This window comes from Sphingobacterium sp. UBA7038 (assembly GCF_002494055.1).
GTDB classification, from domain to species: Bacteria; Bacteroidota; Bacteroidia; order Sphingobacteriales; family Sphingobacteriaceae; genus Sphingobacterium; species Sphingobacterium multivorum.
Map to the genome: position 1 here is coordinate 1 of NZ_DLAV01000018.1, position 25,406 is coordinate 25,406.

General features: G+C 39.5%; 22 protein-coding genes. 14 read left to right on the forward strand and 8 right to left on the reverse strand.

The window, feature by feature from the left end:
• Positions 1-77 precede the first annotated feature (77 nt).
• Positions 78-689, forward strand: a complete 612-nt coding sequence (locus B3H30_RS12360; RefSeq protein WP_070568850.1) for an HAD family hydrolase — start codon at positions 78-80, stop codon at positions 687-689.
• Positions 690-769: 80 nt separating this feature from the next.
• Here the strand turns inward: B3H30_RS12360 and B3H30_RS12365 are convergent, their stop codons facing one another.
• Together B3H30_RS12365 and B3H30_RS12370 are read right to left on the reverse strand one after the other, a co-directional pair.
• Positions 770-2,131 (reverse strand): hypothetical protein, encoded by a 1,362-nt coding sequence (locus B3H30_RS12365; RefSeq protein ID WP_286834181.1) that lies wholly within the window; start codon positions 2,129-2,131, stop codon positions 770-772.
• 14 nt (positions 2,132-2,145) lie between these two features.
• Entirely contained in the window at positions 2,146-2,751 is a 606-nt protein-coding gene (locus tag B3H30_RS12370; protein ID WP_046673558.1) for an RNA polymerase sigma factor, read from the reverse strand.
• A gap of 325 nt (positions 2,752-3,076) precedes the next feature.
• Here B3H30_RS12370 and lysS point away from each other — a divergent pair, with 325 nt between their 5' ends.
• The 6 genes from lysS to coaA all read left to right on the forward strand — a co-directional run bounded on the left by lysS (position 3,077) and on the right by coaA (position 9,273).
• Positions 3,077-4,795, forward strand: a complete 1,719-nt coding sequence (gene lysS, locus B3H30_RS12375; protein ID WP_070568858.1) for a lysine--tRNA ligase — start codon at positions 3,077-3,079, stop codon at positions 4,793-4,795.
• A 205-nt stretch (positions 4,796-5,000) separates the two neighbouring features.
• Positions 5,001-6,056: a patatin-like phospholipase family protein gene (locus tag B3H30_RS12380; RefSeq protein WP_286834182.1), complete on the forward strand. Its 1,056-nt coding sequence runs from the start codon at positions 5,001-5,003 to the stop codon at positions 6,054-6,056.
• Positions 6,057-6,087: 31 nt separating this feature from the next.
• The gene (locus B3H30_RS12385; protein ID WP_046673561.1) at positions 6,088-7,320 is read left to right on the forward strand and encodes a nucleoside recognition domain-containing protein; all 1,233 of its coding nucleotides are present in this window, start codon (positions 6,088-6,090) and stop codon (positions 7,318-7,320) included.
• Positions 7,321-7,387: 67 nt separating this feature from the next.
• Entirely contained in the window at positions 7,388-7,768 is a 381-nt protein-coding gene (locus B3H30_RS12390; protein ID WP_046673562.1) for a methylglyoxal synthase, read from the forward strand.
• Positions 7,769-7,780: 12 nt separating this feature from the next.
• A complete protein-coding gene (locus B3H30_RS12395; RefSeq protein WP_070568864.1) occupies positions 7,781-8,182 on the forward strand; it encodes an OsmC family protein in 402 nt (133 codons plus the stop codon).
• Positions 8,183-8,313: 131 nt separating this feature from the next.
• The gene (gene coaA, locus B3H30_RS12400; RefSeq protein ID WP_046673564.1) at positions 8,314-9,273 is read left to right on the forward strand and encodes a type I pantothenate kinase; all 960 of its coding nucleotides are present in this window, start codon (positions 8,314-8,316) and stop codon (positions 9,271-9,273) included.
• Between the two features lie 2 nt (positions 9,274-9,275).
• On the opposite strand, the gene B3H30_RS12405 is transcribed toward coaA, so the two are convergent.
• Positions 9,276-10,118: a mechanosensitive ion channel family protein gene (locus tag B3H30_RS12405; protein WP_070568869.1), complete on the reverse strand. Its 843-nt coding sequence runs from the start codon at positions 10,116-10,118 to the stop codon at positions 9,276-9,278.
• A gap of 177 nt (positions 10,119-10,295) precedes the next feature.
• Here B3H30_RS12405 and B3H30_RS12410 point away from each other — a divergent pair, with 177 nt between their 5' ends.
• From B3H30_RS12410 to B3H30_RS12425, 4 genes are all read left to right on the forward strand, one after another.
• The gene (locus B3H30_RS12410) at positions 10,296-12,395 is read left to right on the forward strand and encodes a heavy metal translocating P-type ATPase (RefSeq protein ID WP_070568872.1); all 2,100 of its coding nucleotides are present in this window, start codon (positions 10,296-10,298) and stop codon (positions 12,393-12,395) included.
• A 163-nt stretch (positions 12,396-12,558) separates the two neighbouring features.
• Positions 12,559-15,123: a DNA gyrase subunit A gene (gene gyrA / locus B3H30_RS12415; RefSeq protein WP_070568875.1), complete on the forward strand. Its 2,565-nt coding sequence runs from the start codon at positions 12,559-12,561 to the stop codon at positions 15,121-15,123.
• Between the two features lie 8 nt (positions 15,124-15,131).
• A complete protein-coding gene (locus B3H30_RS12420; protein ID WP_070568880.1) occupies positions 15,132-16,232 on the forward strand; it encodes a tetratricopeptide repeat protein in 1,101 nt (366 codons plus the stop codon).
• A 2-nt stretch (positions 16,233-16,234) separates the two neighbouring features.
• Positions 16,235-17,407, forward strand: coding sequence for a tetratricopeptide repeat protein (locus tag B3H30_RS12425; RefSeq protein WP_070568882.1), 1,173 nt, complete (start codon positions 16,235-16,237; stop codon positions 17,405-17,407).
• Positions 17,408-17,463: 56 nt separating this feature from the next.
• Here B3H30_RS12425 and B3H30_RS12430 read toward each other — a convergent pair whose 3' ends face one another.
• Positions 17,464-17,901 carry an FKBP-type peptidyl-prolyl cis-trans isomerase gene (locus B3H30_RS12430; RefSeq protein WP_070568885.1) on the reverse strand — a complete coding sequence of 146 codons (438 nt, stop codon included), beginning with the start codon at positions 17,899-17,901 and terminating at the stop codon, positions 17,464-17,466.
• 114 nt (positions 17,902-18,015) lie between these two features.
• Complete coding sequence (locus tag B3H30_RS12435) at positions 18,016-18,426, reverse strand: OsmC family protein (protein WP_070568887.1); 411 nt, start codon at positions 18,424-18,426, stop codon at positions 18,016-18,018.
• Positions 18,427-18,599: 173 nt separating this feature from the next.
• On the opposite strand from B3H30_RS12435, the gene B3H30_RS12440 reads away from it, so the two are divergent.
• Both B3H30_RS12440 and B3H30_RS12445 read left to right on the forward strand, forming a co-directional pair.
• On the forward strand, positions 18,600-18,851 hold the full coding sequence (locus B3H30_RS12440) for a hypothetical protein (RefSeq protein WP_070568890.1): 252 nt from the start codon (positions 18,600-18,602) through the stop codon (positions 18,849-18,851).
• A gap of 52 nt (positions 18,852-18,903) precedes the next feature.
• Positions 18,904-20,091 (forward strand): MFS transporter, encoded by a 1,188-nt coding sequence (locus tag B3H30_RS12445; protein ID WP_070568893.1) that lies wholly within the window; start codon positions 18,904-18,906, stop codon positions 20,089-20,091.
• Between the two features lie 101 nt (positions 20,092-20,192).
• On the opposite strand, the gene fabV is transcribed toward B3H30_RS12445, so the two are convergent.
• The gene (fabV, locus tag B3H30_RS12450) at positions 20,193-21,395 is read right to left on the reverse strand and encodes an enoyl-ACP reductase FabV (protein ID WP_070568896.1); all 1,203 of its coding nucleotides are present in this window, start codon (positions 21,393-21,395) and stop codon (positions 20,193-20,195) included.
• A gap of 161 nt (positions 21,396-21,556) precedes the next feature.
• Between fabV and B3H30_RS12455 the strand changes: the two genes are divergently transcribed.
• Positions 21,557-22,495 carry a multidrug resistance efflux transporter family protein gene (locus B3H30_RS12455; protein WP_070568899.1) on the forward strand — a complete coding sequence of 313 codons (939 nt, stop codon included), beginning with the start codon at positions 21,557-21,559 and terminating at the stop codon, positions 22,493-22,495.
• Positions 22,496-22,502: 7 nt separating this feature from the next.
• Here B3H30_RS12455 and B3H30_RS12460 read toward each other — a convergent pair whose 3' ends face one another.
• Together B3H30_RS12460 and B3H30_RS12465 are read right to left on the reverse strand one after the other, a co-directional pair.
• Entirely contained in the window at positions 22,503-24,293 is a 1,791-nt protein-coding gene (locus tag B3H30_RS12460; protein ID WP_070568903.1) for an ABC transporter ATP-binding protein, read from the reverse strand.
• Between the two features lie 240 nt (positions 24,294-24,533).
• A complete protein-coding gene (locus B3H30_RS12465; RefSeq protein WP_070568908.1) occupies positions 24,534-25,328 on the reverse strand; it encodes a S1/P1 nuclease in 795 nt (264 codons plus the stop codon).
• Positions 25,329-25,406: the final 78 nt, after the last annotated feature.

Below are 25,406 nucleotides of genomic sequence, written 5' to 3' on the forward strand. Positions count from 1 at the left end.
GCCTTTTTGAGACAGCCTCTTCTTTTTTGCTCGTCCAATTATATTTTTTTATTTTTACTGCTCACTATTAAAAGTATATGTCACCTGAATCACAACGAAAATTTGAATTACTAAACCTTCTTGCCGAATCCTACGACGCACTATTATTTGATGTCGATGGTACCCTGGCAGATAATATGGACGCACATAAACAAGCCTATAAAGCTGCAGCCAAACAATACGGAGTCGAGTTGGATGTCAATTTGATTGATGAAACTGCCGGATGGCCCACTGTGGCTGTTGCAGAGGAAATCAGCAAACGCTATGAGGTAGATTTCGATTATCAAGAATTTTCCACACTAAAGTCTACTATTTTTCGAGACGAGTATGTTTTCAAGACTAAGCCTGTAGATTACGTTGTTGAACATCTAAAATATCAGAAAGGTAAAAAACACATCGCTGCCGTTTCAGGAGGAACCAGAACAACCTTATCCATGACATTAACCACCATTGGTGTATGGGATGATTTGGAAACACTGGTTTGTGCTGGAGATACAGCTGAGGGAAAACCTTCACCACAACCCTTTCTTTTGGCAGCTGCTCAATTGAATATTGCTCCGGAAAGATGCCTGGTCTACGAAGACGGGACCCCTGGAGTTGAAGGTGCGAAAGCCGCAGGAATGGGTTGGGTTCGCGTTGATGAAATTTAATAAACCCCAATTTGCAGACTATAAAAAAAGCCGCAGTAAACTTCAAGCTTACTGCGGCTTTTTTTATAACATTATGCTATTTAAAAACTAGTAATTATTTTCACTCCCCCGTTGCTATAGTTCAAATCGGATGATTTCAAATTTCCGATTGGAGCTTTATAATAAGGCTCTACAGAAATGGATAATTTTCCAACTTTCTGTTTCCGACCAACTGAAAAATTAATAAAGCCGTTCACACCTTTATCATCAACATTTTTGTCTTGAGATTTTTGTCTGTACTCCGTATTATTTGTTTCATAGATCGTTGCCCGTTCCTGATCCAATACACCAACATAGGATACACCGACTGAGGTATAGAAATTCTTGTTTATCGCGTATCTAACATCCAATGGGATATCAACTGTTAGGATTTTACCTGAAACCCGTTCATTACTCTTTGCATCTTTTGCATCTGCTGCCCGCATCGCAAAGGAATTATTCAAATTCGATTGAGAAATATAATTTGGCGCATCTGCATTAAGAGAATTTGATCCCATTGCAGGAGTAATGGGTGAATTACCCGAAACAGCTCCATAATGTTGAATGGAAGCTCCTGAACGAAGACTTACTTTGCTCGAAATATTATAGGCTAGCGCGACCCCACCACCGAGCGTTATGCTTTCCGATGTAGAGGCTGGGGATACAAAAGCGCCCATTTCCCATTTTTTATCTTGAGGAATGTTCGTGTGAACAACACTAGTTCTTGTTCTCCCTTGTTGCGCATCATACAATTGCGCGAGTTTTACAGCGTCACGTTGCGTTTGATTAACAGGCGGGATTAGCCCTGAATTGGTCGATGCAATAACGGTTTTATTCGTCAACGTGTTATTTGTTGACGCGCTTGCCCGTTCCGCTTCATTATCAGGTACGCCAACCTGCGCTGAAAATGAATTATTTTTCAATTGCATGGACTGCAGTCTTCCTAAATCGGCTGATACAGTCACATCCTGCCCCTGCATTAATCGCCCAGCACCTAATATCAAGTGGTGATTACCCAAACTTTCTGTCGGATGAGCCGTTGGTACAGAATAGGTATAGGGCTTTTGCAGTGCTAATACCACTGGACTTAAAGCCCTACCGCCCCTAATATCCGATAATGAACGCTGGATGGATTCTTTTAAATCTTTGTTGTCGCCTAACACATCTTCTCGTTCCGGCAGATGTGTTAACACTACTTCCGGTAAATCAGTCTCCACATTCTTCTTTAGCCCCCAATACCCCACACCAAAACACAATAACACGGCCGCAGCAGCACTCCAGTATTTCCAATTCGAAGAACGATGTGCTGAAACGCCATAACTTGAGGCAAATTTCTCCCAGGAACCTTCTTTATAAGGTAGTTCATGGTCCTTTAATTGTCCAATGATCTCTTCTATCAATTCCTTTTTCTTATTGTCTTTCATCGTAACAACACTATTTATCTTATTTCTTGAACTACGCCTGTATAATCCAAGTATAATTTTCTAAGTTTTTGTTTCGCTCGCGTCAGATAAGTCCTTGACGTACTATCTGGTATGTTAAGCATTTGGGCTATTTCATCATGCGAATAACCCTCAATTTCATAGAGATTAAAAATAGTTTTTTGAATTTCGGGGAGCTGATCGAGCAGACGCATAATCTCATTGACCTCTAGTCGACTGTCCAATTGTACTGCAGGAGTATGCATATCCCCTTCTCCCAAATCTTCAACCGAATAAAACTGCTTTTTACTTCGTAAAAAATCAATCGAAATATTGGCAGCAATTCGCCCTATCCAGGCTCTAAATGATTTTTCGAGATTTTCATCATCAATATCCCTATTAAATGATTCTAATTTCCGAAATACCCGAACAAAACTTTCATTTACAAGCTCTTCCGCGTCCACATCCTGTTTAACATAACGAATAATAATAGCCATGAGATAACCATAATACTTCTTATAAACGAAGGCCTTGCCGTCCTCACGATCGCGTAAGCAACGTTCTAAGGCATCCTGTAAAGATGATAGCTTCTTGTTATAAAAATATGACCGAATTATACCCACTTAAACCATTTAATTATTAAGTTTCAAACTTAGACAAATTGCCTTTCATATGCAATCAATAACATATGCCATGTAAACAATCTATCGAATTCTCCCTTTCAAGATGAACGTTTTTTTCGAGGAGATAACGAAATTAAAATTATAAAACTCAACATCAAATAGCCGAATGTCCCCTTGTAATAATATCACTATTTAACTATTTTTATCCATATAACGAAATGCCATTTCCTTTCGCTACAGCGTTTTCAAAAAAAATCCATAAAAAGAATTGAAAAAAATGGCTATTTTTGCGTGATTTTCACATTTTAAATATTATTCATACCGAATGAGTACTGTATTATCCGAACAGGAACAACTTAGAAGACAAGCGATGCAATCGTTGTTGGATATGGGAATTGATCCATTTCCAGCCAACGAATTTGTCGTCAATGCACATGCTGCTGATATTTTAGAAAATTACGATAGAGATAAATTGAATTATAAGAACATCACCATTGCGGGACGTATCATGAGTCGTCGTGTCATGGGTAGTGCTTCATTTTTTGAAATTCAAGACTCAACCGGACGTATTCAAGCTTATATAAAGCGTGACGATGTCTGTCCTGATGAGAATAAAGACCTTTACAATGTAGTTTTCAAAAAGCTATTGGATATTGGCGATATCGTTGGTATCAAAGGCTATGTCTTCACGACACAAACCGAGGCCATTGCAGTACACGTAGAAGAATTTACTGTTTTATCCAAATCGCTGCGCCCCCTACCTGTTGTTAAATCGGCAGAAGGTAAAACTTTTGATGCGTTTACAGATCCAGAACAACGCTATAGAATGCGTTATGTAGATTTGATCGTAAATCCAAGTAACAAAGACATATTTATCAAACGTACGAAGCTTTTCAATGCGATGCGTCAGTTCTTTAACGACGCTGGATATATGGAAGTAGAAACACCGGTCCTGCAATCCATCCCAGGCGGTGCTGCGGCACGTCCGTTCATCACGCATCATAATGCTTTAGATATTCCATTATATCTTCGTATCGCCAACGAGCTTTATCTAAAAAGACTAATCGTTGGTGGATTTGATGGTGTATACGAGTTTTCTAAAAACTTTCGTAACGAAGGAATGGACCGCACCCACAATCCGGAATTCACCGCAATGGAAATTTATGTAGCCTATAAAGACTACAACTGGATGATGAATTTTACAGAACGTTTGTTAGAACATTGTGCGTTGGCTGTAAATGGTACGACTGAAGCAACCTTCGGTGAACATAAAATTGACTTTAGAGCACCATATAAACGGATATCGATGACAGATTCCATTAAGGAATTCACTGGATTTGATATTACTGGAAAATCTGAAGAAGAAATCCGTATCGCTGCCAAAGGAATGGGCATCGATGTAAACGAAACCATGGGTAAAGGCAAACTGATTGATGAAATTTTCGGTGCAAAATGTGAAGGAAACTACATCCAGCCGACATTCATTACGGATTATCCAAAAGAAATGTCTCCTTTAACGAAGAAACACAGAGATAATCCTGATTTAACCGAGCGTTTTGAGCTGATGGTTTGTGGAAAAGAGATTGCCAATGCTTATTCAGAACTTAATGATCCAATTGATCAACGTGAACGATTTGAAGATCAATTACGTCTTTCTGAAAAAGGTGATGATGAAGCCATGTTTATAGATCAGGATTTCCTTCGTTCATTGGAATATGGAATGCCACCGACCTCTGGACTTGGAATCGGTATGGACCGTTTAATCATGTTCTTGACCGATAATGCGTCAATCCAAGAAGTTCTTTTCTTCCCACAAATGAGACCTGAAAAAGTCGTCAAAGTAGCAGAAGTAAAAGATTATGAAGAACAAGGTATTCCTGCAGCCTGGGTTCCCGCATTACAAAAAATGGGCTTTACAACCATTGAAGCTTTAAAAGAAGCCAATCCGAACAAGGTTTTTAATGACCTTGGTGGTATGCGTAAAAAACTTAAACTGGATATCAATATGCCAACGAAAGACGAAGTATTTGCTTGGTTTAATTAAATCGGTATTTATGCTAGCTAAAAAAGCTGTCTCAAATTTTATTGAGGCAGCTTTTTTTTTAGGGCAAATTTGTAAAAGTATTTACAAATAGATTCGCTATGCATTGAAGCACAGGATCGCTGACAATTGTCACCAATATATGACTCCTGCCAATTGTAGACATTTGTTATATTTACATATCGTTAACTAAATCAGTTTTTAGCTTATGAAGAATATTCTCGCGCTTGACGGCGGTGGTATCCGGGGTATCATTCCTGCAATGGTTCTTGTGGCTCTCGAAGAGAAGTTGCAAAAGCAGACGATGGATCCTAATGCACGGATTGCCTCCTACTTTGACTTTATTGCGGGTACAAGCAGCGGCGGAATTCTAACGAGCATTCTCTTGTATCCGGAAGAAGGCAATCCCACGCATCCTAAATTTTCAGCTCGAGATGCTTTAAACTTATTCGTCAACCATGGAACTGAAATTTTCACGGCCTCCAAATGGCGTCGATTTCTGAGTGGATTTGGTCTGGTCAGTGAGCTGTATTCGTCGAATCCATTATCGAATGTCCTGGATGAATATTTTCAAAATGCACAATTGAGCCATCTTATCAAACCATGTATCATCACTGCATATAACATTGAATTACGGAAAAATCATTTTTTCAGGCAGCAAAAAGCAATTACGCATGGCGAAGCACGGGATTTCTACCTCAAAGACGTCTGCAAGGCGACATCCGCTGCGCCCACATTTTTTCCTGTTGCAGAGATCTATTCCCTTTCAAAAACAAGATATCCGTTGATTGATGGCGGTGTGTATGCTCAAAACCCCTCCATATGTGGTTTACTTGAAGTTTTAAAGGCTTTTAACAGCACGCAGATAAACGACATGTTTATGGTATCCTTAGGTACTGGAATGTCAAAGACAGCTTATAACTACGAACATTTTAAGAAGAAACTTGCTATACAAATCGGCCCCGCTTTAGTTGACATTATGACAAGTGCATCTTCCGAGAGTACCGAATTTTTTATTCGGCAACTATTCCAAAATAATGGTAAGCAACAAAATTATCTGCGCATAGAGCCTTCCAACTTGTCTAGTATCAATGCGTCGCTAGATGCAGCCTCGCCCAATAATATACAGAAGTTGATTTCCCTATCCGATAAAATGATCAGTGAGCACGAGGATACATTGGATTATATCGTTGCACACCTCATTAAGGAAAAGAGTCAAAATAAGAAGAAAAATCCATGGAGCCAGTTGATGGATAAGTTCTAAAAGATTACTTTTACGCATATTTTAAATCTATATGGCATTAAACTACGTTTGGGTTGCATTTTTTTTAATCACATTTGCCGTAGCCCTTGTAAAACTAATCTTTTTCGGAGATACGGAAATCTTTCAGCAAATTGTAAATTCAATCTTTGACAGTGCAAAAACGGGGGCGGAAATCTCTTTAGGGCTGATCGGCATGATGAGTTTTGCCCTTGGAATTATGAAAATTGGCGAGAAAGGTGGTATGATCAATATTTTTGCAAAAATCGTGGGCCCTTTTTTCCATAAACTATTTCCGGAAATACCCAGAAATCACCCAGCACTTGGCTCAATTCTGATGAATTTCTCGGCTAATGCGTTGGGATTAGATAATGCGGCAACGCCATTGGGACTTAAAGCGATGAAGGAACTCCAGGAGCTCAATCCCAATAAGGAAACCGCTACCAATGCACAGATCATGTTTATTGTCCTCAATGCATCTAGCTTAACCCTATTGCCTATTTCAATTATGGCTTATCGGAAGGAAGCTGGTGCTCCAGACCCTTCAGATGTATTTCTGCCAATTTTGATCGCAACCTTCTTTTCCACATTGGTGGCTTTGATTCTCGTTTCCATCTATCAAAAAATCAATTTATTTAACCGTGTAATTCTTGGATACCTGGGTGCAATGGGATTATTTATCGGTGGACTACTTTATTACTTTTCGGGACTGCAACAAACAGAAATTGAAATATTCAGCAAAGTATTTGGTAATGTTATTTTATTCAGCTTATTTACCTCTTTCATAGGTTTGGCTCTTTTCCGTAAAGTAAATGTGTACGATTCATTTATTGAAGGTGCCAAAGAGGGCTTCGAAGTTTCTGTAAAAATAATCCCCTATCTTGTCGCCATGCTTGTTGGTATTGCGGTATTTAGAGCATCAGGAACGATGGACTATATGGTCGCTGGAATTTCCAAAGCCATCGCATTATGTGGTCTAGACACATCTTTTGTAGACGCTTTACCGGTAGCCTTTATGAAACCGCTTAGCGGCTCCGGTGCACGTGGACTTATGGTCGATTTGATGAATGCCAAAGGTCCAATGGACTTCGCTGCCAGGGTTGCTTGTGTTATACAAGGATCGACAGAAACTACTTTTTATGTCCTCGCCGTATATTTTGGTGCAGTGGGCATAAAACGTACTAGGCATGCTTTACCATGTGCATTATTAGCCGAATTAGCCGGTGTAATCGCAGCAATAATTATCTCATACATATTTTTTAAATAACATACTTATACTACAGAAAGGTCTGCTGTTATAACAATGTCAACTATTTACAAATTATTATATTGTGATGAAAAAAACAATCGCACTAATAGCCCACGACGGCAAAAAGCCTGAAATGGTCGCATTTGTCAAAGACCACCAGGAATTATTGGAGCGCGCCAATATCATTGCCACAGGTACTACAGGCTCTTATGTCAGGCAGACAGGACTGCCTGTAGAATTGAAATTAAGTGGCCCCATGGGTGGTGATGCACAGATCGCAGCTTTAGCCGCCGAAAGAAAAGTGGACGGCATTATTTTCTTTCGCGATCCACTAGGAAAACATGCCCATGAACCAGATATTCAAATGCTTATGCGTGTATGTGATCTTTACAATGTCCCTTTGGCAACAAATCCTGCAACTGGAAGCCTTATCATTGAAGGTCTATTAGAAGACGTTGAATCCTAATTTCTATCGCTTATGGACAATGAAGTAATCGTTTCAATAGGGAAAATCCCCTATACAACGACAGTACAATACGGTAAGCATCAAATAACGGTCGATGAACCTGAAGATATAGGCGGTGAAGATCAGGGCATAAACCCTACTCCATTACTGTTATCATCCTTAGGGAGTTGCAAAGCCATTACCGTCAAAATGTATGCGGACCGCAAAAATTGGCTCCTGGAAGAAGTACAGGTGCGTTTATCTTATGAGGTGCAAACAAGTGAGCAGCAGCAAACGACCTATATACAATGCTTTATCAGCTTTAAAGGAGATCTAGATGAGGTGCAAAAGCAGCGGTTGTTCAAAATTGCTGAAAAGTGCCCCGTTCATAAGATATTATCAAATCCTATTGTAATAACTTCAAATCATTTATAATGTTTCTTGGGATAACGGATAACACTAATTATATTTGTCCGCGCAAAAAAGACCTTTAATAGCTCCTAGAATCGAATAGAAAAGGTTACTTGTCCTGCAATATAGATAATTGGAATAAAAATAAAGCAACAATGCAATTGGATCCACAAATAGCAATAGACTCGCCTTTTAGATCGATCAAACGTGAAGACTGGAAAAATTTAAACGGAAAAGTATTGCACAATTTCAGTGTCGAAGATCTGGAAAATCTCCATGCACTGAATGAACCCTTGACAAATCAGGAAATAGAAGAAGTCTACTTTCCCTTGAGTCATCTACTTGAGATTCATATTGATCGTTTCCAAAGTCTTCACCAGCGTACAAACCGCTTCTTTGGCAAGGAAGTGAGCAAACTGCCTTATATCATCGGTATAGCTGGGTCGGTTGCTGTGGGAAAAAGTACGACAGCCCGTGTGCTACAACGTGTGCTTAGTTTACTCCCGTCCAAACCGAAGGTCGATTTGGTGACCACAGACGGTTTTCTTTACCCGAATCAATATCTTATCGAACGCGGTATTCTAAACCGAAAAGGCTTTCCTGAAAGCTATGATGCTAAAAGATTGATTCATTTCCTTTCAGCAGTGAAATCAGGAGCTCCAAAAATTACGGTTCCAGTATACAGCCACCTGGTCTATGACGTGTTGCCAGACGAACAGCAACAAGTGATTGAACAACCCGACATCCTTATTGTAGAAGGGATAAATGTATTACAAGTCAATTCCCAGCGACCACGAAAGGGACATAGCGTATTCGTTTCCGACTTTTTTGATTATTCAATCTATGTACATGCCAGCGAGAAAAATCTTATTGAATGGTATACCAATCGATTTGAGTCACTGCGTGCCACTGCATTTCAAAATCCGGCTTCATTTTTCCATAAATATGCAAATATGACAGCTGATGAAAGTCACACCATGGCTGTAAATATCTGGAACGAAATTAATAAGCCCAATCTAATTAAAAACATTTTGCCAACGAGATATCGCGCCGATCTTATTTTGGAAAAAGGAAGCCACCACTTTGTTAAAAATGTCAAAGTAAGAAAGATTTGACCCTACAGTCTCGTAAACTGCAGGATTTCATTTAATATGCTGCTTTGTACCTGTTGATGTACTTTATTGCTGGATGAGATTGCACTAACCTCAACTTTATATTTGATATAATCTTTAGTCATATCGGCGACCTTAATTGTAAAACCTTGGGAATGATCTAAATTTGGATTTTTTTGTAATAATGGACTTAAATACTGTTCCAATTCCGCCACTGCAAACGAGCGATCAATCGGCAATTCGAATTTTACAACAATTTTATTTGACTTTTGGGAGGTCTTATTGACCAACGTTGCAGTAAACACCAAATTATTGGGAATCATCACAGCGTCGTCATCTTCATCGCGCACAACCAGATTAGCCAACGTGATATCCACGATTTTCCCCTGATATTCGCCGATTTTTATGCGATCGCCTACAGAAAACTGATCCGAAAACATAATAATCAAACCAGATATCATATTCGTGATGTATTCTCTAAAAATCACAGCAATGGCCATTGCGACAATTGTCATGCTGGTGATAAAATCTTTTGGGTTAATCCCAACAGCTATCATTAGGCTGACAATAATGAAAAAGACATTGCCTACCGTGGCGACACGCGTAATTCCAAGCACAAAATTACCCCGTACAACCTGCTGCTCATTTCGGCTATTGTATAGTTTTACAAGGATAAAATGACCAATGGAGATCAGGACACTAGCTGTTAGAAAAGTATTTAAGCCGTATGCCATATTCCGGATGATCTCCCGCTGCTTATAAAAGGTTTCAAATTGAACAAAGGATGCCGTTAGCGCAATCAACAATATAATTCGGACGATAAAAGAAATTGAAATCGATTTTGTCATTTTTTACACAAGCTTAAGTTGTCTATCTAGTCAAATTTAATGTTCTCCCATTCACTATTCAAGATATTTCATGTAAAATGGCTTCAAACGGGCTTGCTAAACTAAACAATTTTACTTTACGTAAAAAGCATTATCAGGAAATAGCTATCTTTGGCTAAAGACATTACATGCTATTAAATGAAGGAATCGAACGTGCAAACTGAACTTAACGTAAGCGGAATGCACTGTGCAAATTGTGCTATTTCAATCCACAAATACCTAGAAAACAACGGTGCTAAGGATATCTATGTCGATTTTGCATCAGATGAAGTGAAATTTTCGGAGATACCGCTGGAACAAATACCTGTGCTGGTCAAAGGCATTGAGTCTTTGGGTTACAAAGTTATGGAGGGTAAGGATAAGAAACCTAGCTTTTGGAAATCTATCGAGCTTAAGTTCCTCTGCTGCCTCATCTTTACGATACCCTTGTGGAGTCACATGTTTACGAATTTACCTATTCTACATGATCCCTTTATCCAACTCGCGCTTTGTGCGCCAGTTTACATCATTGGTTTTTCCTATTTTGGCATCAGTGCATTTCGTTCCATCTGGAACAAAATGCCCAATATGGATGTACTCATCTTTATTGGATCTACAGCTGCTTTTGCCTATAGTCTCATTGGAACATATTATAATCTAGGACATGATTACCAGTTCTACGAAACATGTGCAACAATCATAACACTGGTATTTTTGGGAAATGTCCTCGAAAAAAGAGCCGTTACCAAAACCACATCAGCCATCAAAGAGCTGGTTAAATATCAAGATATACCCGCTATCAAAATTGAAAATGACCAAGAAGTCGAGCTATTAGCCCGAGAAATTAAATCCGGTGATATTTTAAAAGTAAATTCTGGAAATCTCATCCCCGCTGATGGCGATATTTTGGAAGGACAGGCTTGGGTGGACGAATCTATGCTAACCGGAGAAAGTCTACCTATTGAAAAACTTAAATATGATGCCGTCATCGGCGGTACCTTACTAACCGAAGGAAATATCAGAATCGTGGCGACCAAAGTTGGGTCTAAAAGTGTACTGTATCAGATTATCCAATTAATTAAAGATGCGCAGAGTAAAAAGCCACCTATTCAAAAATTTGGTGATAAAGTAGCCGCTTATTTCGTTCCAATCGTTGTGACGATATCATTTTTCACTTTTTTTGTTACTTATTTTATCGCACAATTGCCGCTGCAGCAATCCCTCATGAATGCCATAGCTACCCTTGTTGTATCCTGTCCATGCGCCATGGGGCTAGCCACACCTACTGCTGTCATGGTTGGCCTGGGAAGAGCTGCAAAAAGTGGAATACTGATCAAAGGCGGAAGCACCATCGAGGAGATGTCCGATCTCAAACAGATGGTATTTGACAAAACGGGGACCCTAACGACAGGCGATTTTAATATCAAAGCGATTCAGACCTTTGGTATCGAACAATCGCAAGTCGAATCGATCATCGCACAATTGGAGAGTTATTCGAGCCATCCGATCGCCAAGTCGATCCGAAAACAACTCCAGGAGATAAAATCTTACCGCATTATCTTCAAGGAAGTCAATGAAATAAAAGGGAAAGGAATCTTTGCGACCGACACAAATGGAAATAACTACTCCATTTGCAATGCAAAACTTGGCGAAAAAGATTACTCTAATCGTTATGACCTTACCTTAACCATCAATGGCGTTGTAATTGCAGGCATTGTCCTCGAAGATCAAATTAAGCCGTATGCAAAGGAACTCATCCAATACCTCAAAGATAAAGGCATACGGCCTATTCTTTTGAGTGGAGATCGACAAAGCAAATGTGAACGCACAGCACAGAAACTTGGTATTGCGGATGTATATTGGGATAAATCGCCAGAAGAAAAATTAGCAATCTTGTTCAAACTCAAAAAGAATGGCCCTACCGCAATGGTTGGTGACGGTATCAATGACGCTCCCGCATTAGCTGCTGCCGATGTTGGCATCTCGCTTGGCGATTCGACACATATTGCCATCCAATCGGCAAAGGTGGTTTTATTAAACAATGAGCTCAAATCTATTGAAAAGCTGCTGGAAATTGGTCACCATACCCTATTGACGATAAAGCAAAATCTCTTTTGGGCGTTCGCGTACAATATTGTGGCCATACCGCTTGCCGCGGTTGGCTTTCTCGGACCTATGCTTGCCGCCCTTAGCATGGCCTTTTCAGACTTAATTGTCATCGGCAATTCGATTCGGCTCCGCTTTAAAAAAATCAAATAAAAAGGATACCCCATAAGTACCAAGACAATCCATAAAAGATTGTCTTTTTTGTGTATATTAGGGCTTAAATCATTCGCTTTTGAGGTTAAATTTTTGTAACTTCGCATGCGTGGCAAGCCAGTTTAGAGGGCTTGCATACTAGTTTTATTGAAACCAAATTCATATGGCTGAAGAAACAGAAAACGACAACAATCTTGTTCCGGCAAACGACCGGATTATCCCAATTAACATCGAGGATCAGATGAAGTCTGCCTACATTGACTACTCCATGTCTGTCATTGTATCAAGAGCACTTCCTGATGCGCGTGATGGCATGAAGCCAGTACACAGACGTGTTCTTTATGGCATGCTGGACTTAGGGGTTACCAGTGGCAAGCCTTACAAAAAGTCTGCCCGTATCGTTGGTGACGTATTAGGTAAATATCACCCACATGGTGATTCATCCGTTTATGACACCATGGTTCGTATGGCTCAAGATTGGAGTTTACGTTATCCTTTGGTAGATGGTCAAGGTAACTACGGTTCCATCGATGGCGATCCACCTGCGGCGATGCGTTATACGGAGGCAAGATTAAAGAAAATTGCCGAGGAAATGCTATCTGATATCAACAAAGATACGGTTGATTTCCAAAATAACTTTGACGATTCCCTACAAGAACCAACAGTCCTTCCCACCCGTATTCCAAATCTCCTGGTCAACGGAGCTTCGGGGATTGCAGTGGGTATGGCTACAAATATGGCCCCACATAACCTATCCGAGGTTATCGATGGTACAATCGCTTTTATTGATAATCGTGATATCGAGGTTTCGGAATTGATGCAGCACATCAAAGGTCCAGACTTCCCTACAGGTGCATTAATCTACGGCTATGCTGGGGTTCAAGATGCTTGTAATACAGGTCGTGGCCGTATTGTTATGCGTGCAAAAGCTGAAATAGAAGCAACCAAATCGGGTAGAGAGCAGATTATCGTCACCGAAATTCCTTATCAAGTGAACAAGGCGAATATGATCGAGCGTACAGCCGAATTAGTTAACGAAAAGAAATTAGAAGGAATTTCTGCTATTCGTGATGAATCTGACCGTACCGGGATGCGTATTGTGTACGACATCAAGCGCGATGCAAATGCAAATGTTGTTTTAAACAATTTGTTTAAATACACAGCGCTACAAACTTCATTTTCAGTAAACAACATTGCTTTAGTTAAAGGAAGGCCAATGCTATTGAATCTGAAAGACATGATTCATGAGTTTGTAGAGCATAGACATGAGGTAATCGTTAGACGTACACGCTATGAGCTGGCGGAAGCTGAAAAACGTGCTCATATTCTAGAGGGGTATTTAATTGCCTTGGATCATTTGGATGAAGTCATCAAATTGATCCGTAATTCGGATACTCCGGAAGATGCACGCCTTGGATTAATGGAGAAATTTGGCCTATCCGATCTTCAGGCTCGCGCGATCCTTGATATGACCTTACGTCGTCTAACAGGACTGGAACGTGATAAGATTAAAGAGGAATATGCTGAATTGATGAAAACAATTGACTATTTAAAATCGATATTGGAAGACGAGGGACTTCGTATGAAAATTATCAAAGATGAGTTAATTGAGATCAAAGAAAAATATGGTGACGAACGTAGATCCCAGATTGTACACTCTGCTGAAGATATGCGTATGGAAGATTTTATTGATGATGAAGAAATCGTTATCACAATCTCCCACAACAGTTACGTAAAACGCACACCATTATCCGAATACAAACGTCAGGGTCGCGGTGGCCGCGGATCAATTGGCACAAATACACGCGAAGAAGATTTTACCGAACATATCATTACAGCGTCGGCACATAATTATATGCTGCTATTTACAGAGGCAGGTCGCTGTTTCTGGTTGCGTGCATTTGAGATTCCTGAAGGAAGCCGTACTTCTAGAGGTCGAGCACTTCAAAATATAATCAACGTTCCAAAAGAAGAGAAAATAAAGGCCTTCATCCTGGTGAAGAACCTGAAAGACCAAGATTATTTGGAAAACAACTTCATTATTATGTGTACCAAAAAAGGTACGATTAAGAAGACGTCTTTGGAAGCCTATTCTCGTCCAAGAGCAAATGGTATCAATGCCATCAATATCAATGAAGGCGATCAATTAATTGAGGCTTGTTTGACTACTGGAAGCAGCGAAATTGTCATGGCACTGCGTTCTGGTCGTGCAATTCGTTTCAATGAATCTACGGTTCGTCCAATGGGCAGAACGGCAACAGGTGTACGTGGTATCACCTTGGCAGCGGAAAGCGATGAGGTGATTGGCATGATTAGTGTGAATGATTCGGAAACTACCGTGTTGGTCGTTTCTGAAAAAGGATATGGAAAACGTACAGATATCGAGGATTATCGCGTAACGAATCGTGGTGGTAAAGGTGTGAAAACAATCAACGTCACCGATAAGACAGGTGAACTCGTTGCAATTAAAGGCGTTACGGACAACGAGGACTTAATGATCATCAACAAATCTGGTATTGTTATCCGCATTGCTGTAGAAGAGTTAAGAGTAATGGGACGTGCAACACAAGGTGTAAGGCTCATTAATTTGAAAGATAACGACGAGATCGCGTCTATTACGAAAGTCGATCGTGAAGAAGAATCTGAAGAAGAGTCTGAACTGACCGAAGAGTCAACGGAAAATGGTGATTCGACTTCTGAAGAAAACACGGACTCAAACGAAGAATAAATAGTCTAATGAAAAACTTACTGATATCATTGTTAATATCTGCAAGTAGTTTAACTGTTGTTGCCCAATCCAATTTAAAGGAGGGCAGCAACAGTTTTGCTTTATATACCAAAACTGGCGAATTTAAAAATCTTGAAAATGCGCGAAAGTTTGCAGACGCCGCCTTCCAATCAAAGAAAGATTCGGCTTCTGTCAATAATAACCTTTTAAGGGCATTGGTATATAGCTCCTTGGCAGTTGCAGATTCAACAAGGAAGCAGCCCTATAAAATGGATCCTATCGACGTATCCATCAAATCACTTAAGCTTCTGGATCAAAAAAAAGCACGTCGAAACTTTCCTGCGGAAATGGACTACATTCGTCAAAATCTTGCTGGAGCCATATCCTATCAGGGAGCGTTGGCTTTAAAAGATGGCAAATTTGACAAAGCTTATAAAGCTTACCTTCGAATAGATTCACTTGGTTTCAAAAATAATGATCTCAAATATAATCTGGCGGTACTCTCCGGCAAGAATAAAGATTATATGAATTCAATCAAATATTATGATGAACTCATTAAAAGTGAACATCCAAAGCCTAATTACTTTCTTGAATTAGCGCAGATTTATTCGCTCGGAGGTACTAAACAGGATGTCTTGAACGTTCTTGAAAAAGGACATGCTATATTTCCTGAAAATAAACAGATACTTTTTAGATTAATTGATGTGTATTCGGCCAATAATTCTTATGACGCTATCTTAAATGTCATTGCTGATGCTATCCGTCTAGAACCTGAAAATGTCGAACTGAACTATATTGCAGGCTATTCTTACGAAAATGCCAATGATATAAAACGGGCGAAAGAATATTATAATAATGTATTGCGATTGGATCCGAATAATTATGAATCTAATCTTGCATTAGGGTTAATCAATCTGGAGACTTTATTAAAGGAACCTTCCAATCAGGATATACAAGAGTTGACCATCGAGTATCTGTTGAAGGCAAATGAGATTAAGCCTTATGATGTCAATGCGCTTAAAGCTTTGGCTAAATATTATAAGCTTATTGATGACGCATCTCAATTAGACAGAGTGAATTTATTATTGAATCAATTAACAGTTAAATAGATATGAATTTAAAATCTCTATTATTATTAGCAGCAATAGGTACTGTATCTACCTCAGTTTCTTTTGCGCAGACGGGCAATGTTAAAAAGGCAAAATCTGCCCTAGCGAAATTCCAAGAATTGAAAGACGCTGGTACGGTTCAATTGGGTATTCCTAATTTGAAATCGGCGAAAGAAGCTATTGACGCAGCTGTTGTCAATGACAAAACAAAAGATAATGCGGAAGCGTGGACGGTATATGCATTGGTAAATGCAAACCTATCAACAATAGATAAGTCATCTGAATTAGCGAAATTGGCTGAGGACGGAATTGCGAAAGCAAAACAGCTGGATACAGACGGTGCGAATAAAGCGAATATTACTGTTGCAGAACAAATTCTGGGACAATATAATTTCAATTTGGGAGCAGAAGCATATCAAGCACAAAAATATGCTGAATCGTACAGCTCTTTTACAAAAGCGTTGACCTATCTTCCTGGAGATACATTAGTTACTTATTACAGCGGTGTTGCAGCGCTATCAAATAAGGATTATAAGAATGCTGTGGAACGTTATAAAGAACTAATTCCAAGAAAAGATTTCTCTTCGCATAAAACGATTATGGTCGATCTACCGAAATTGTACCTCTCTATGCAAGATACAACTTCAGCACTTGAATATGCAAAAAAAGCGGCTGAAGCTTATCCAGATGACAATGCGGCGATGACTCAAAACATCGAATTGAATCTGATTACAGGCCACGAAAAAGAAACAATTGATGCTATCACTGCACAATTAGCAAAAGATCCAAACAATAAAAGCTTAAATTATTACCTAGGCATAGCCCAATCTTCAGCGAAAAACGAAGACGCAGCAGTTGCAGCATACAAAAAAGCATTGGAGATTGATCCTAACTTTTTTGAGGCAAATACAAATTTAGCAATCACGTTAATGAACAAAACACGTGAAAGATTAAATGTTGTTAATAATAACAGAAAATTGACGCAAGCGCAATATGATGCAGAATTAAATAAGATTAAAGCAGAATTAAAGCCAGTGCTTCCTTACTTAGAGAAAGCAGTTTCTTTGCAACCAAAAAATGTAGATGCTTTAACGAATTTAAAGAACTACTATATTTTTATGCAAGACGAAGCTAAAACGGCCGAAATCAATGCTAAGATCAAAGAAGTAGAGTAAAAAATAAACTTCCATAAAAAAGCCCGNNCGGGCTTTTTTATGGAAGTTTTTTAGGGTTAAGCTAAAATCGCAATTAACTCAATCTGAAATATCAACGTACATTCTCCTCCTTTTCGAGGTAACAACTCTTCCTTTCCATAAGCCAGTTTTGGTGGAAGGCACACCTCCCAGATTGATCCAACCGGCATCATTGAAATCGCTTCTTGCCAACCCACGATGAGTTCATTAATATAAAACGTTTCGGGGCGCTTCCGCTTATACGAACTATCGAATACAGTTCCGTCTAGAAGCTCGCCTTTATAATGGCAGATAACTTTAGCCGACTTCTTGGGAATTTGCCCCGCCCCCTTTGTTAATACCTTATAATGCAAACCCGATGCGCATACGACTACTCCTTCTTGCTGGGCATACTTTTCCAAAAATACCTTTCCAGCTTCCAGATTCTTTTCCGCAAGCGCTGCTGAACTTAACTTATTTTTCTTTCTCTGAACCAAAACTCAATGGATTAAAATTCAATATTGCTAATTATTTATGTTAGCCTCAAAAATAACAGCTTTTTCTCCTTTTAACGAAAAAAGACCAAGTTTTTGTTCGATAGAACGCCTTTATCAAAGTAACTTTGCATCTAAGGTTTTCTCGAAACTGAATGCCTTACTCACCGGACAGTTTTCCTTCGCTTTATGCGCTATTGTTTGAAACTCAGTTTCGCTTATCGTTGGCACCTTTCCTTGCAGTTCAAGTTCAGATCGCACAATTGAACCATTCTCGAACACGATTGTCGACACGGTGATTAATTCTTCCGGGACAAAACCGGCTTCAGAAAGAAAAGCGCTCAATTGCATGGTGAAGCATCCTGCATGTGCTGCTGCCAATAATTCTTCGGGGTTTGTTCCCACACCATTTTCAAACCGTGTCGAAAATGAGTATTGCGTATGATCCAACGCTGTACTGTCTGTAGTCAGGCTACCTTTTCCTTCTTTCAGATTGCCATTCCATTGGGCTGTTGCTTTTCTTCTCATGTTTTCTATGCTAATTATTTAATTTTTCTAACGTTAATTTCTCCTGTCGCGATTCTAGCCTTTCAGGTATCTTTTATAGAACAAACAGCCGATCAAAAAGTTGTACACTATTGAATAATTGATGTCGCATTTTGAACAGCGCTTACGTTAACAATTGTATTAAAACTAAACTCATGAATAAATTATTGTACTTTTTCATCCTTGTTATCACCTCCAATTCATGTAAAACTCGTCAAGTCAAAGAACAGGCTTTGATACAGGACTGTCCTGAAGAGAAGATTGTCAATAAAATACCTGGTCCCCCAGTAAAGGGTGAATCTGAAAAAGTTTACTATATCTATCAAGGCAAAAGAATTTCACCAAAACAATTTGACCAAGAATGGCTCGAGAAAAATTGTGATATTAAAGAGACAGTTGTTTATTGATTTTATTTCTTAAAACAAGCATAAAGACGTAATTTCGCCTAAAATTTTTATAATGACAGTTTCTCTTCGGGAGGTCAATCAAAAGATTTTAGGCTACGTCTCTTTAACTTTCCTTGGTTACCTCACAATCGGCCTATCGCTTGCTACCCTCCCCATCTTTATTCATCAAACTTTAGGATTTAATACAATTATTGCGGGACTGGTTATTAGCGTTCAATATATCGCTACTTTCCTACTACGCGGTTATGCAGGAAAAATTGTGGACACCAAGGGCCCCAAGATTTCCGTTCTGCGCAGCATGTTATTTTTTGCATTATCGGGACTCCTTTTACTGCTTGTTTTTTTATTCCGGTCTCAGCCTCTGCTCAGTTTGGGTCTCCTACTTATTACCCGCTTGTTTACTGGAATTGGAGAGGGTCTAGTGGGTGCGAGCCCTATAAATTGGGCATTAATGGAGCTCGGCGACGAACATGCCGCAAAAGCGATCTCTTTCAACGGAATAGCCAGCTATGGTGCATTGGCTATTGGTGCGCCCTTGGGTGTGTTGCTGGTGGATCATATCAATTATGAAGCTTTGGCTCTATTGACCAGTGCTATTGGTCTGCTCGGCTATTTTTATTGCCGCGCAAAAACACCCTATCAAGTGGCAGGTAAAAAGGCTGAAAAAGTGAGTTTTAGACGCGTATTGCTTTTAGTAGCTCCCTTTGGAATTTGTCTTGCTTTAGGTGGTCTGGGGTTTGGCAGTATCTCCACTTTTATGACGCTTTACTATGAACATTTCAATTGGGAAAATGGGGCAGCATGCTTAACTTTATTTGGCGTATTTTTCATTTTAACACGACTAATTTTCAATAAGGTCATTGACCAATATGGTGGGCTCAAGGTTGCCTTAGTTAGTCTTTTTGTTGAAACAGTAGGCCTCACGGTTATCGCCGTGGCAATTGATCCCTTATGGCCCCTATTGGGCGCTGCGTTAACGGGTTTTGGCTTCTCACTGGTATTTCCTGCGCTTGGTGTCGAAGCCATTAAACGGGTAGACCAAAGTCAACAAGGCTCTGCTCTGGCTGCTTATGGGCTATTTATTGATATTTCACTTGGCATCACAGGTCCATTAATTGGCTTTGTGGCCAATAATAGGGGGATGACAGCGATATACCCATTTAGTACCATGATGGTCTGCATTGGTTTTGCCGTTGTTGGAAACCTACTCTATCAAAAAAAGCGGGAGCTGACACCATAGTCTCCACTAAACATCCATACATCGTATCAAAGATATACCTACAAAAAGAGCGGTGAATGTTTAAACATTCACCGCTCTTTTTGTAGGTATATTCGTTAAATTTAACCCTCAATACTAGGTACGCCAACAACTTCATTGGTATCAGCATTGTAATCGATACCCTCAAAATTGAAACCGAACAAATTGAAAAACTCGTTACGATAACCTTCAATATCTGAAATTTCCGCTAAATTTTCAGTTGTTGCTTTCTCCCACAATGCTGCAACTTCAGCCTGAACATCTTCACGCATTTCTAAGTCATCCACACGGATACGACCTTTTTCATCAAGCAATACTTTGCCGTCAGCAGTATAAAGTCGCTCGGCAAACAAACGTTGCATTTGTTCAATTGTACCCTCGTGAATTCCTTTTTCTTTCATGACTTTGTACAATAAAGAAATGTATAAAGGAACAACAGGAATAGCTGAGCTTGATTGCGTAACCAAAGCTTTATTCACCGATACATAAGATACACCATTAATATCGCTCAAAATCGCGTTTATGGCAGGCACTGTTCCTTCTAAATCATCCTTCGCACGACCAATCGTACCATTACGGTAAATTGGATAAGTAAGTTCAGGACCTATGTAAGAATAGGCAACTGTTTTCGCTCCATCAGCTAACACACCAGCAGCTTTAAGATCTTCGATCCAAAACTTCCAGTCTTCTCCACCCATAACAGCTACAGTATTCGCAATATCTTCTTCATTTTCAACAGGCTGAATGGTAATATCTGAAATTACACCCGTATGGAAATCTACCGTTTTGTTGGTAAATGGTTCTTGTATCGGTTTCAAAACAGAAGCATGTGCTACCCCCGTTTTTGGATGCGTACGGCGTGGTGATGCCAAACTGTAAACCACTAAATCAACCTGTCCCAGATCCTTTTTAATAAGTTCAATAGTTTGTTTTTTCACTTCGTCCGAAAAAGCGTCACCATTGATACTTTTGGCATATAATCCCGCCTCATGGGCTTCTTTCTCAAAAGCTGCGGAATTGTACCATCCGGCAGTCCCGGGCTTGCCTTCTGCCGCAGGTTTTTCAAAAAATACACCGATTGTAGCAGCTCCAGAACCAAATGCTGCAGAAATCCGAGATGCAACACCAAATCCAGTAGAAGCACCGATTACCAATACTTTCTTTGGACCATTCGCGATCTCACCTTTGGATTTCACGTATTCAATTTGATTTTTAATGTTTTGCGCAGCCCCTTGTGGATGCGAGGTTAAACAAATAAAACCTCTAGTTCTTGGTTGTATAATCATCTTGATTAATTTTCTTACTACTTGTTTTATTGATTAGGCAAAATAAGGAATTTTAAATGAGAAAATCGCGATAAAAATCAATTAGTTTTTGTTTCATTTTCATTTAAACGGACATTTGCTTACTTTCACAAAGTTAAGTATACATCGCATTCCACTTATTTATGCCAATCCAATTTACAATAAAAAAGAATAAAAAAAATGCACTTTTTTTAGGAACGCTAGCCGCCTTATTTTTTGCCAGTACCTTCGTTCTAAACCGCATTATGGCCGTGTCCGGTGGAAGCTGGCAATGGACAGCCTCCTTACGGTTTATTTGGATGCTCCCAGTCTTACTTATCATTGTTGCCATAAGAGGAAACCTCATCGATTTACTTAAAGAAATCAGATCCAACCTTTGGCAATGGCTTCTTTGGAGTACCATCGGATTCGGACTGTTCTATGCGGCGCTTACCTATGGCGCAAATTATGGCCCATCTTGGCTCGTAGCCAGCACTTTCGAATTCACCATTATAGCCGGCATGTTTATTGGTCCGTTGCTCGAAACGAAAGGTCAGCGAAAAAGCATATCAAAAGCTTCACTCCTCTTCTCCATTCTAATTTTTTTAGGTATTCTTTTGATGCAAATTTCAGAAGCCCAGTCAACCTTCTTAAACAGCATGTTATTGGGAACCATCCCTGTATTGATCGGTGCCATTGCCTATCCCTTAGGTAACCGTAAAATGATGAAAATATCAAATAATAGGTTAGATGCTTTTCAACGCACGCTCGGGATGACGCTCTGTAGTATGCCATTTTGGATTATCCTGAGTCTATTTGGCTATTCTGATCATGGTTTACCAACTGATAGCCAGCTCTTCCAAACCTTTTTAGTGGCCATTTGTTCGGGGGTGATTGCAACACTTTTATTTTTCTCAGCTACTGATTTCGTTTATCACGATCATAAAGCCTTAGCAGCTGTAGAGGCAACACAGGCCATGGAAGTTATTTTTACGCTGCTAGGCGAAATTCTCTTCTTGCAGGCGGCACTTCCAAATGTATATTCCTGTATGGGTATTGTATTGGTGGTCATTGGCATGATACTCCATAGTCGCACAAGTTAATAATCCCCTATCTTTTATCTGCTTGTAATGTTCTGCTTATTTTACTCAGGTTTAAGCTGTTGGCCATTGCCGAGAAAATATCATAATAGGTTCCTTTATGTGCGTAAAGATCTTCATGTTGTCCTTTCTCCACCACCATCCCCTTTTCCATGACCACAATAGCATTGGAATCGATGATCTGGGAGATACTGTGAGAAACGATAATCACTGTACGGTCTTTCTTTATGGCATCCAAACTATTTTTAATCTGTTCGGTCGCAATGGCGTCCAAATTAGCCGTAGGCTCGTCGAGAAAAATAATCGGTGGATTTTTTAAAAACAAACGAGCTATAGCGATCCGCTGCTGCTGCCCCCCTGACAGCAATTGCGCATCTGAATCGTAACCTTTGGGCAAATCCATAATCTGCTCATGGATATAGGCCTTTTTGGCCGCTTCAATGATCTCTCCCCTGGAACTTCCCATTTTACCATATTCAATATTTTCAAAGATAGTTCCTTTAAAAATATGATTCCGTTGCAATACCATACCGATATGTCGACGGAGAAACGCTGTATCGTATTTTGCCAAGTCTACCCCATCCAAAAAAATTTGCCCACTGGTGGGTTCATAAAATTTATCCAATAAGTTGATAATCGTACTTTTACCGGCTCCACTCAGCCCCACTAATGCCGTAATTTCATTTGGCTTGATCTCAAAATTTACATCCTTTAAAGCAACCGTCCCATTCGGATATTCAAAAAATACATTCCGTAATGCCAAATGTCCTTTTATCTGTGCCGGCTTATAATCTCCCTTTGATTCTATATACTCGTCAGATTCCAAAATTTCAAAGAAAGATTCCGAATAGACCAGGGCATCGTTTACCTCATCATAAATCCGGTGCAGCTGACGAATCGGCGCCGAAACGTTATTAAATAACATAATATGAAACATAATCGCACCAATGGTAATTTGGCCGGAGAGAACAAGATAGGCCGTTAAAACAATAATTATCACAACGGCAATCTGTTCTACGAAATTTTTAATGCTATCGTAAAAAAAACTTGTTTTTCGAGTTTCCATTTGATTCTCAGTCATTTCATATTGAATCTTTTCATGACGTTTCGCTTCTTCTGGCTCTCGAACGAAAGATTTAATTACCAAAATTGAATCGATCAAACTAATGATCCTATTATTTTTCGACTCCCGGTATTTGCGCATCTGCCTCCTAAAGCCCGTCAATCTGGAGGCTTGGGTCTGACTAATATAAAGATACAAGGGAATAACAGCCAATCCCACTAGACCTACGTATACATTAGCGTAGAACATACAGATTAATGCAATGATTGCATTGGCAAACAAAGGCAGAATATCAATAAAGAAATTTTGGACCAGACGTGTCAACGAACTGATCCCGGCATCTATCCGGGTAGCCAATTTTCCACTTTCATTGTCGCTTGAGGTATAGAAGGCTAACTTATAGGTTAAAATGCGGTTTACAATGGATTGAGAAAAGTCACGTGCGATATAAATGCGAAGTTTCTCCCCGTAAAATTTCTGACCAAATTGCACAAAAGCGTAGACTATTTCTTTAATTAGTAAAATAATACTAATTATACCAACAAGATACATGCCTTTCGATAAAGGCTCCTTGGCGACCATCAGCTCATTAATTTCATCTACGGTATAACGTAAAATAAAAGCGTTTATTTGCGCCGCGAAAGACCCCACTACCGTTAATAGCAACGTATAAATAATCAACTGACGATAAGGTTTGGCAAAGGGAACAATTTTCTTAAATAATTGTGGGATAGTCATTGAAATCGATTTAATACACAGGAAACAATTAATCTACGGACATTGTTTAACTGAAAGCATACAATCAATTTGATCGCAACGTCGGGCTGACCTAAATTAGGAAGATATCCAAACCGTGAGGCCAGCTTCTTTGATAATCGAATAAATTAAACGGTACTGTCAGGAATATGTCTGGCATGACACAAACAGGGCTATCCAAAATGGATAGCCCTGTTTGTGTGAAGTGATAGCCCCGCTACATTAACCAAAAATCCGATTTAACACTTTGGCAAGGCGTAAACCACCTTTGAGCATACATTGCTCCATAATATCCTTGTTTTGATAGACATAAGTGTACGATAAATTGGCGTTATTAGCTACGTCAGCATAAATCTTTTCAGCTAATTGATTTGATTCATACAACCAATTCGAGAGTTCTCCAGCCGCTAACTGCGCATTCTCTTTTTTATTGTTCACATCTAAAACAGTTGCAAACTCGGTGTAACTATACTTCTCATTATCAACCAAATCGCTATCCCATACACGATGAATATTCGATTTTTTTCCAAACCAGCTTACTTCAATCTTATTGCCTCCTTGATCCTCAGCACGGCTAACGTGCATGGGTTGATGCGCATCGCCCAAAATATGGATCAAGAAATAGAGGTTTTGCTTTTGCTGATCCATTGGAAGAGTTTTATCTGCAAACGACTTCTCAATACGTAGCGCTGTCTTATAAAGATTCTCGTCGGCTGAACTTTCCAAACCCAATTGAAAATCAGCCCAGGGTAAATTCGAGTTTAAATTGATAAAATGGGAATTTCCCAGTTTTTTAAATTCAGGATTGGGATCTGATTTAATAAAATCGCCCCAGTTGGCCCAATAAGCCAGTTTCTGTTTTCCAATAATTTTCCCTATATTTTTTTTGGCTTTTTTTGTCAAATGGCGTTCCGCAATTTCGGCCACGACACGATGTCCCGTTGTACCCCACGCAAATACCGAAGAAAGCTGAAAACACATTGCCATTGCCAGCAAACCCTTAATCATTTTTTTCATTAGATTGTTGTTTTAAATGATGACGAAGTTCTTACCTGTAAAAAACGCTGTTCTCTCCACAAACTGGAGTTGAAAAGC

Excerpts from the sequence above, each read along its gene's own strand:
- B3H30_RS12360 (WP_070568850.1), top strand. The coding sequence starts at position 78 with ATGTCACCTGAATCACAACGAAAATTTGAATTACTAAACCTTCTTGCC.
- B3H30_RS12365 (WP_286834181.1), bottom strand. The coding sequence starts at position 2,131 with ATGAAAGACAATAAGAAAAAGGAATTGATAGAAGAGATCATTGGACAA.
- lysS (WP_070568858.1), top strand. The coding sequence starts at position 3,077 with ATGAGTACTGTATTATCCGAACAGGAACAACTTAGAAGACAAGCGATG.
- B3H30_RS12380 (WP_286834182.1), top strand. The coding sequence starts at position 5,001 with ATGAAGAATATTCTCGCGCTTGACGGCGGTGGTATCCGGGGTATCATT.
- B3H30_RS12385 (WP_046673561.1), top strand. The coding sequence starts at position 6,088 with ATGGCATTAAACTACGTTTGGGTTGCATTTTTTTTAATCACATTTGCC.
- B3H30_RS12390 (WP_046673562.1), top strand. The coding sequence starts at position 7,388 with ATGAAAAAAACAATCGCACTAATAGCCCACGACGGCAAAAAGCCTGAA.
- B3H30_RS12395 (WP_070568864.1), top strand. The coding sequence starts at position 7,781 with ATGGACAATGAAGTAATCGTTTCAATAGGGAAAATCCCCTATACAACG.
- coaA (WP_046673564.1), top strand. The coding sequence starts at position 8,314 with ATGCAATTGGATCCACAAATAGCAATAGACTCGCCTTTTAGATCGATC.
- B3H30_RS12405 (WP_070568869.1), bottom strand. The coding sequence starts at position 10,118 with ATGACAAAATCGATTTCAATTTCTTTTATCGTCCGAATTATATTGTTG.
- B3H30_RS12410 (WP_070568872.1), top strand. The coding sequence starts at position 10,296 with ATGAAGGAATCGAACGTGCAAACTGAACTTAACGTAAGCGGAATGCAC.
- gyrA (WP_070568875.1), top strand. The coding sequence starts at position 12,559 with ATGGCTGAAGAAACAGAAAACGACAACAATCTTGTTCCGGCAAACGAC.
- B3H30_RS12420 (WP_070568880.1), top strand. The coding sequence starts at position 15,132 with ATGAAAAACTTACTGATATCATTGTTAATATCTGCAAGTAGTTTAACT.
- B3H30_RS12425 (WP_070568882.1), top strand. The coding sequence starts at position 16,235 with ATGAATTTAAAATCTCTATTATTATTAGCAGCAATAGGTACTGTATCT.
- B3H30_RS12435 (WP_070568887.1), bottom strand. The coding sequence starts at position 18,426 with ATGAGAAGAAAAGCAACAGCCCAATGGAATGGCAATCTGAAAGAAGGA.
- B3H30_RS12440 (WP_070568890.1), top strand. The coding sequence starts at position 18,600 with ATGAATAAATTATTGTACTTTTTCATCCTTGTTATCACCTCCAATTCA.
- B3H30_RS12445 (WP_070568893.1), top strand. The coding sequence starts at position 18,904 with ATGACAGTTTCTCTTCGGGAGGTCAATCAAAAGATTTTAGGCTACGTC.
- fabV (WP_070568896.1), bottom strand. The coding sequence starts at position 21,395 with ATGATTATACAACCAAGAACTAGAGGTTTTATTTGTTTAACCTCGCAT.
- B3H30_RS12455 (WP_070568899.1), top strand. The coding sequence starts at position 21,557 with ATGCCAATCCAATTTACAATAAAAAAGAATAAAAAAAATGCACTTTTT.
- B3H30_RS12460 (WP_070568903.1), bottom strand. The coding sequence starts at position 24,293 with ATGACTATCCCACAATTATTTAAGAAAATTGTTCCCTTTGCCAAACCT.
- B3H30_RS12465 (WP_070568908.1), bottom strand. The coding sequence starts at position 25,328 with ATGAAAAAAATGATTAAGGGTTTGCTGGCAATGGCAATGTGTTTTCAG.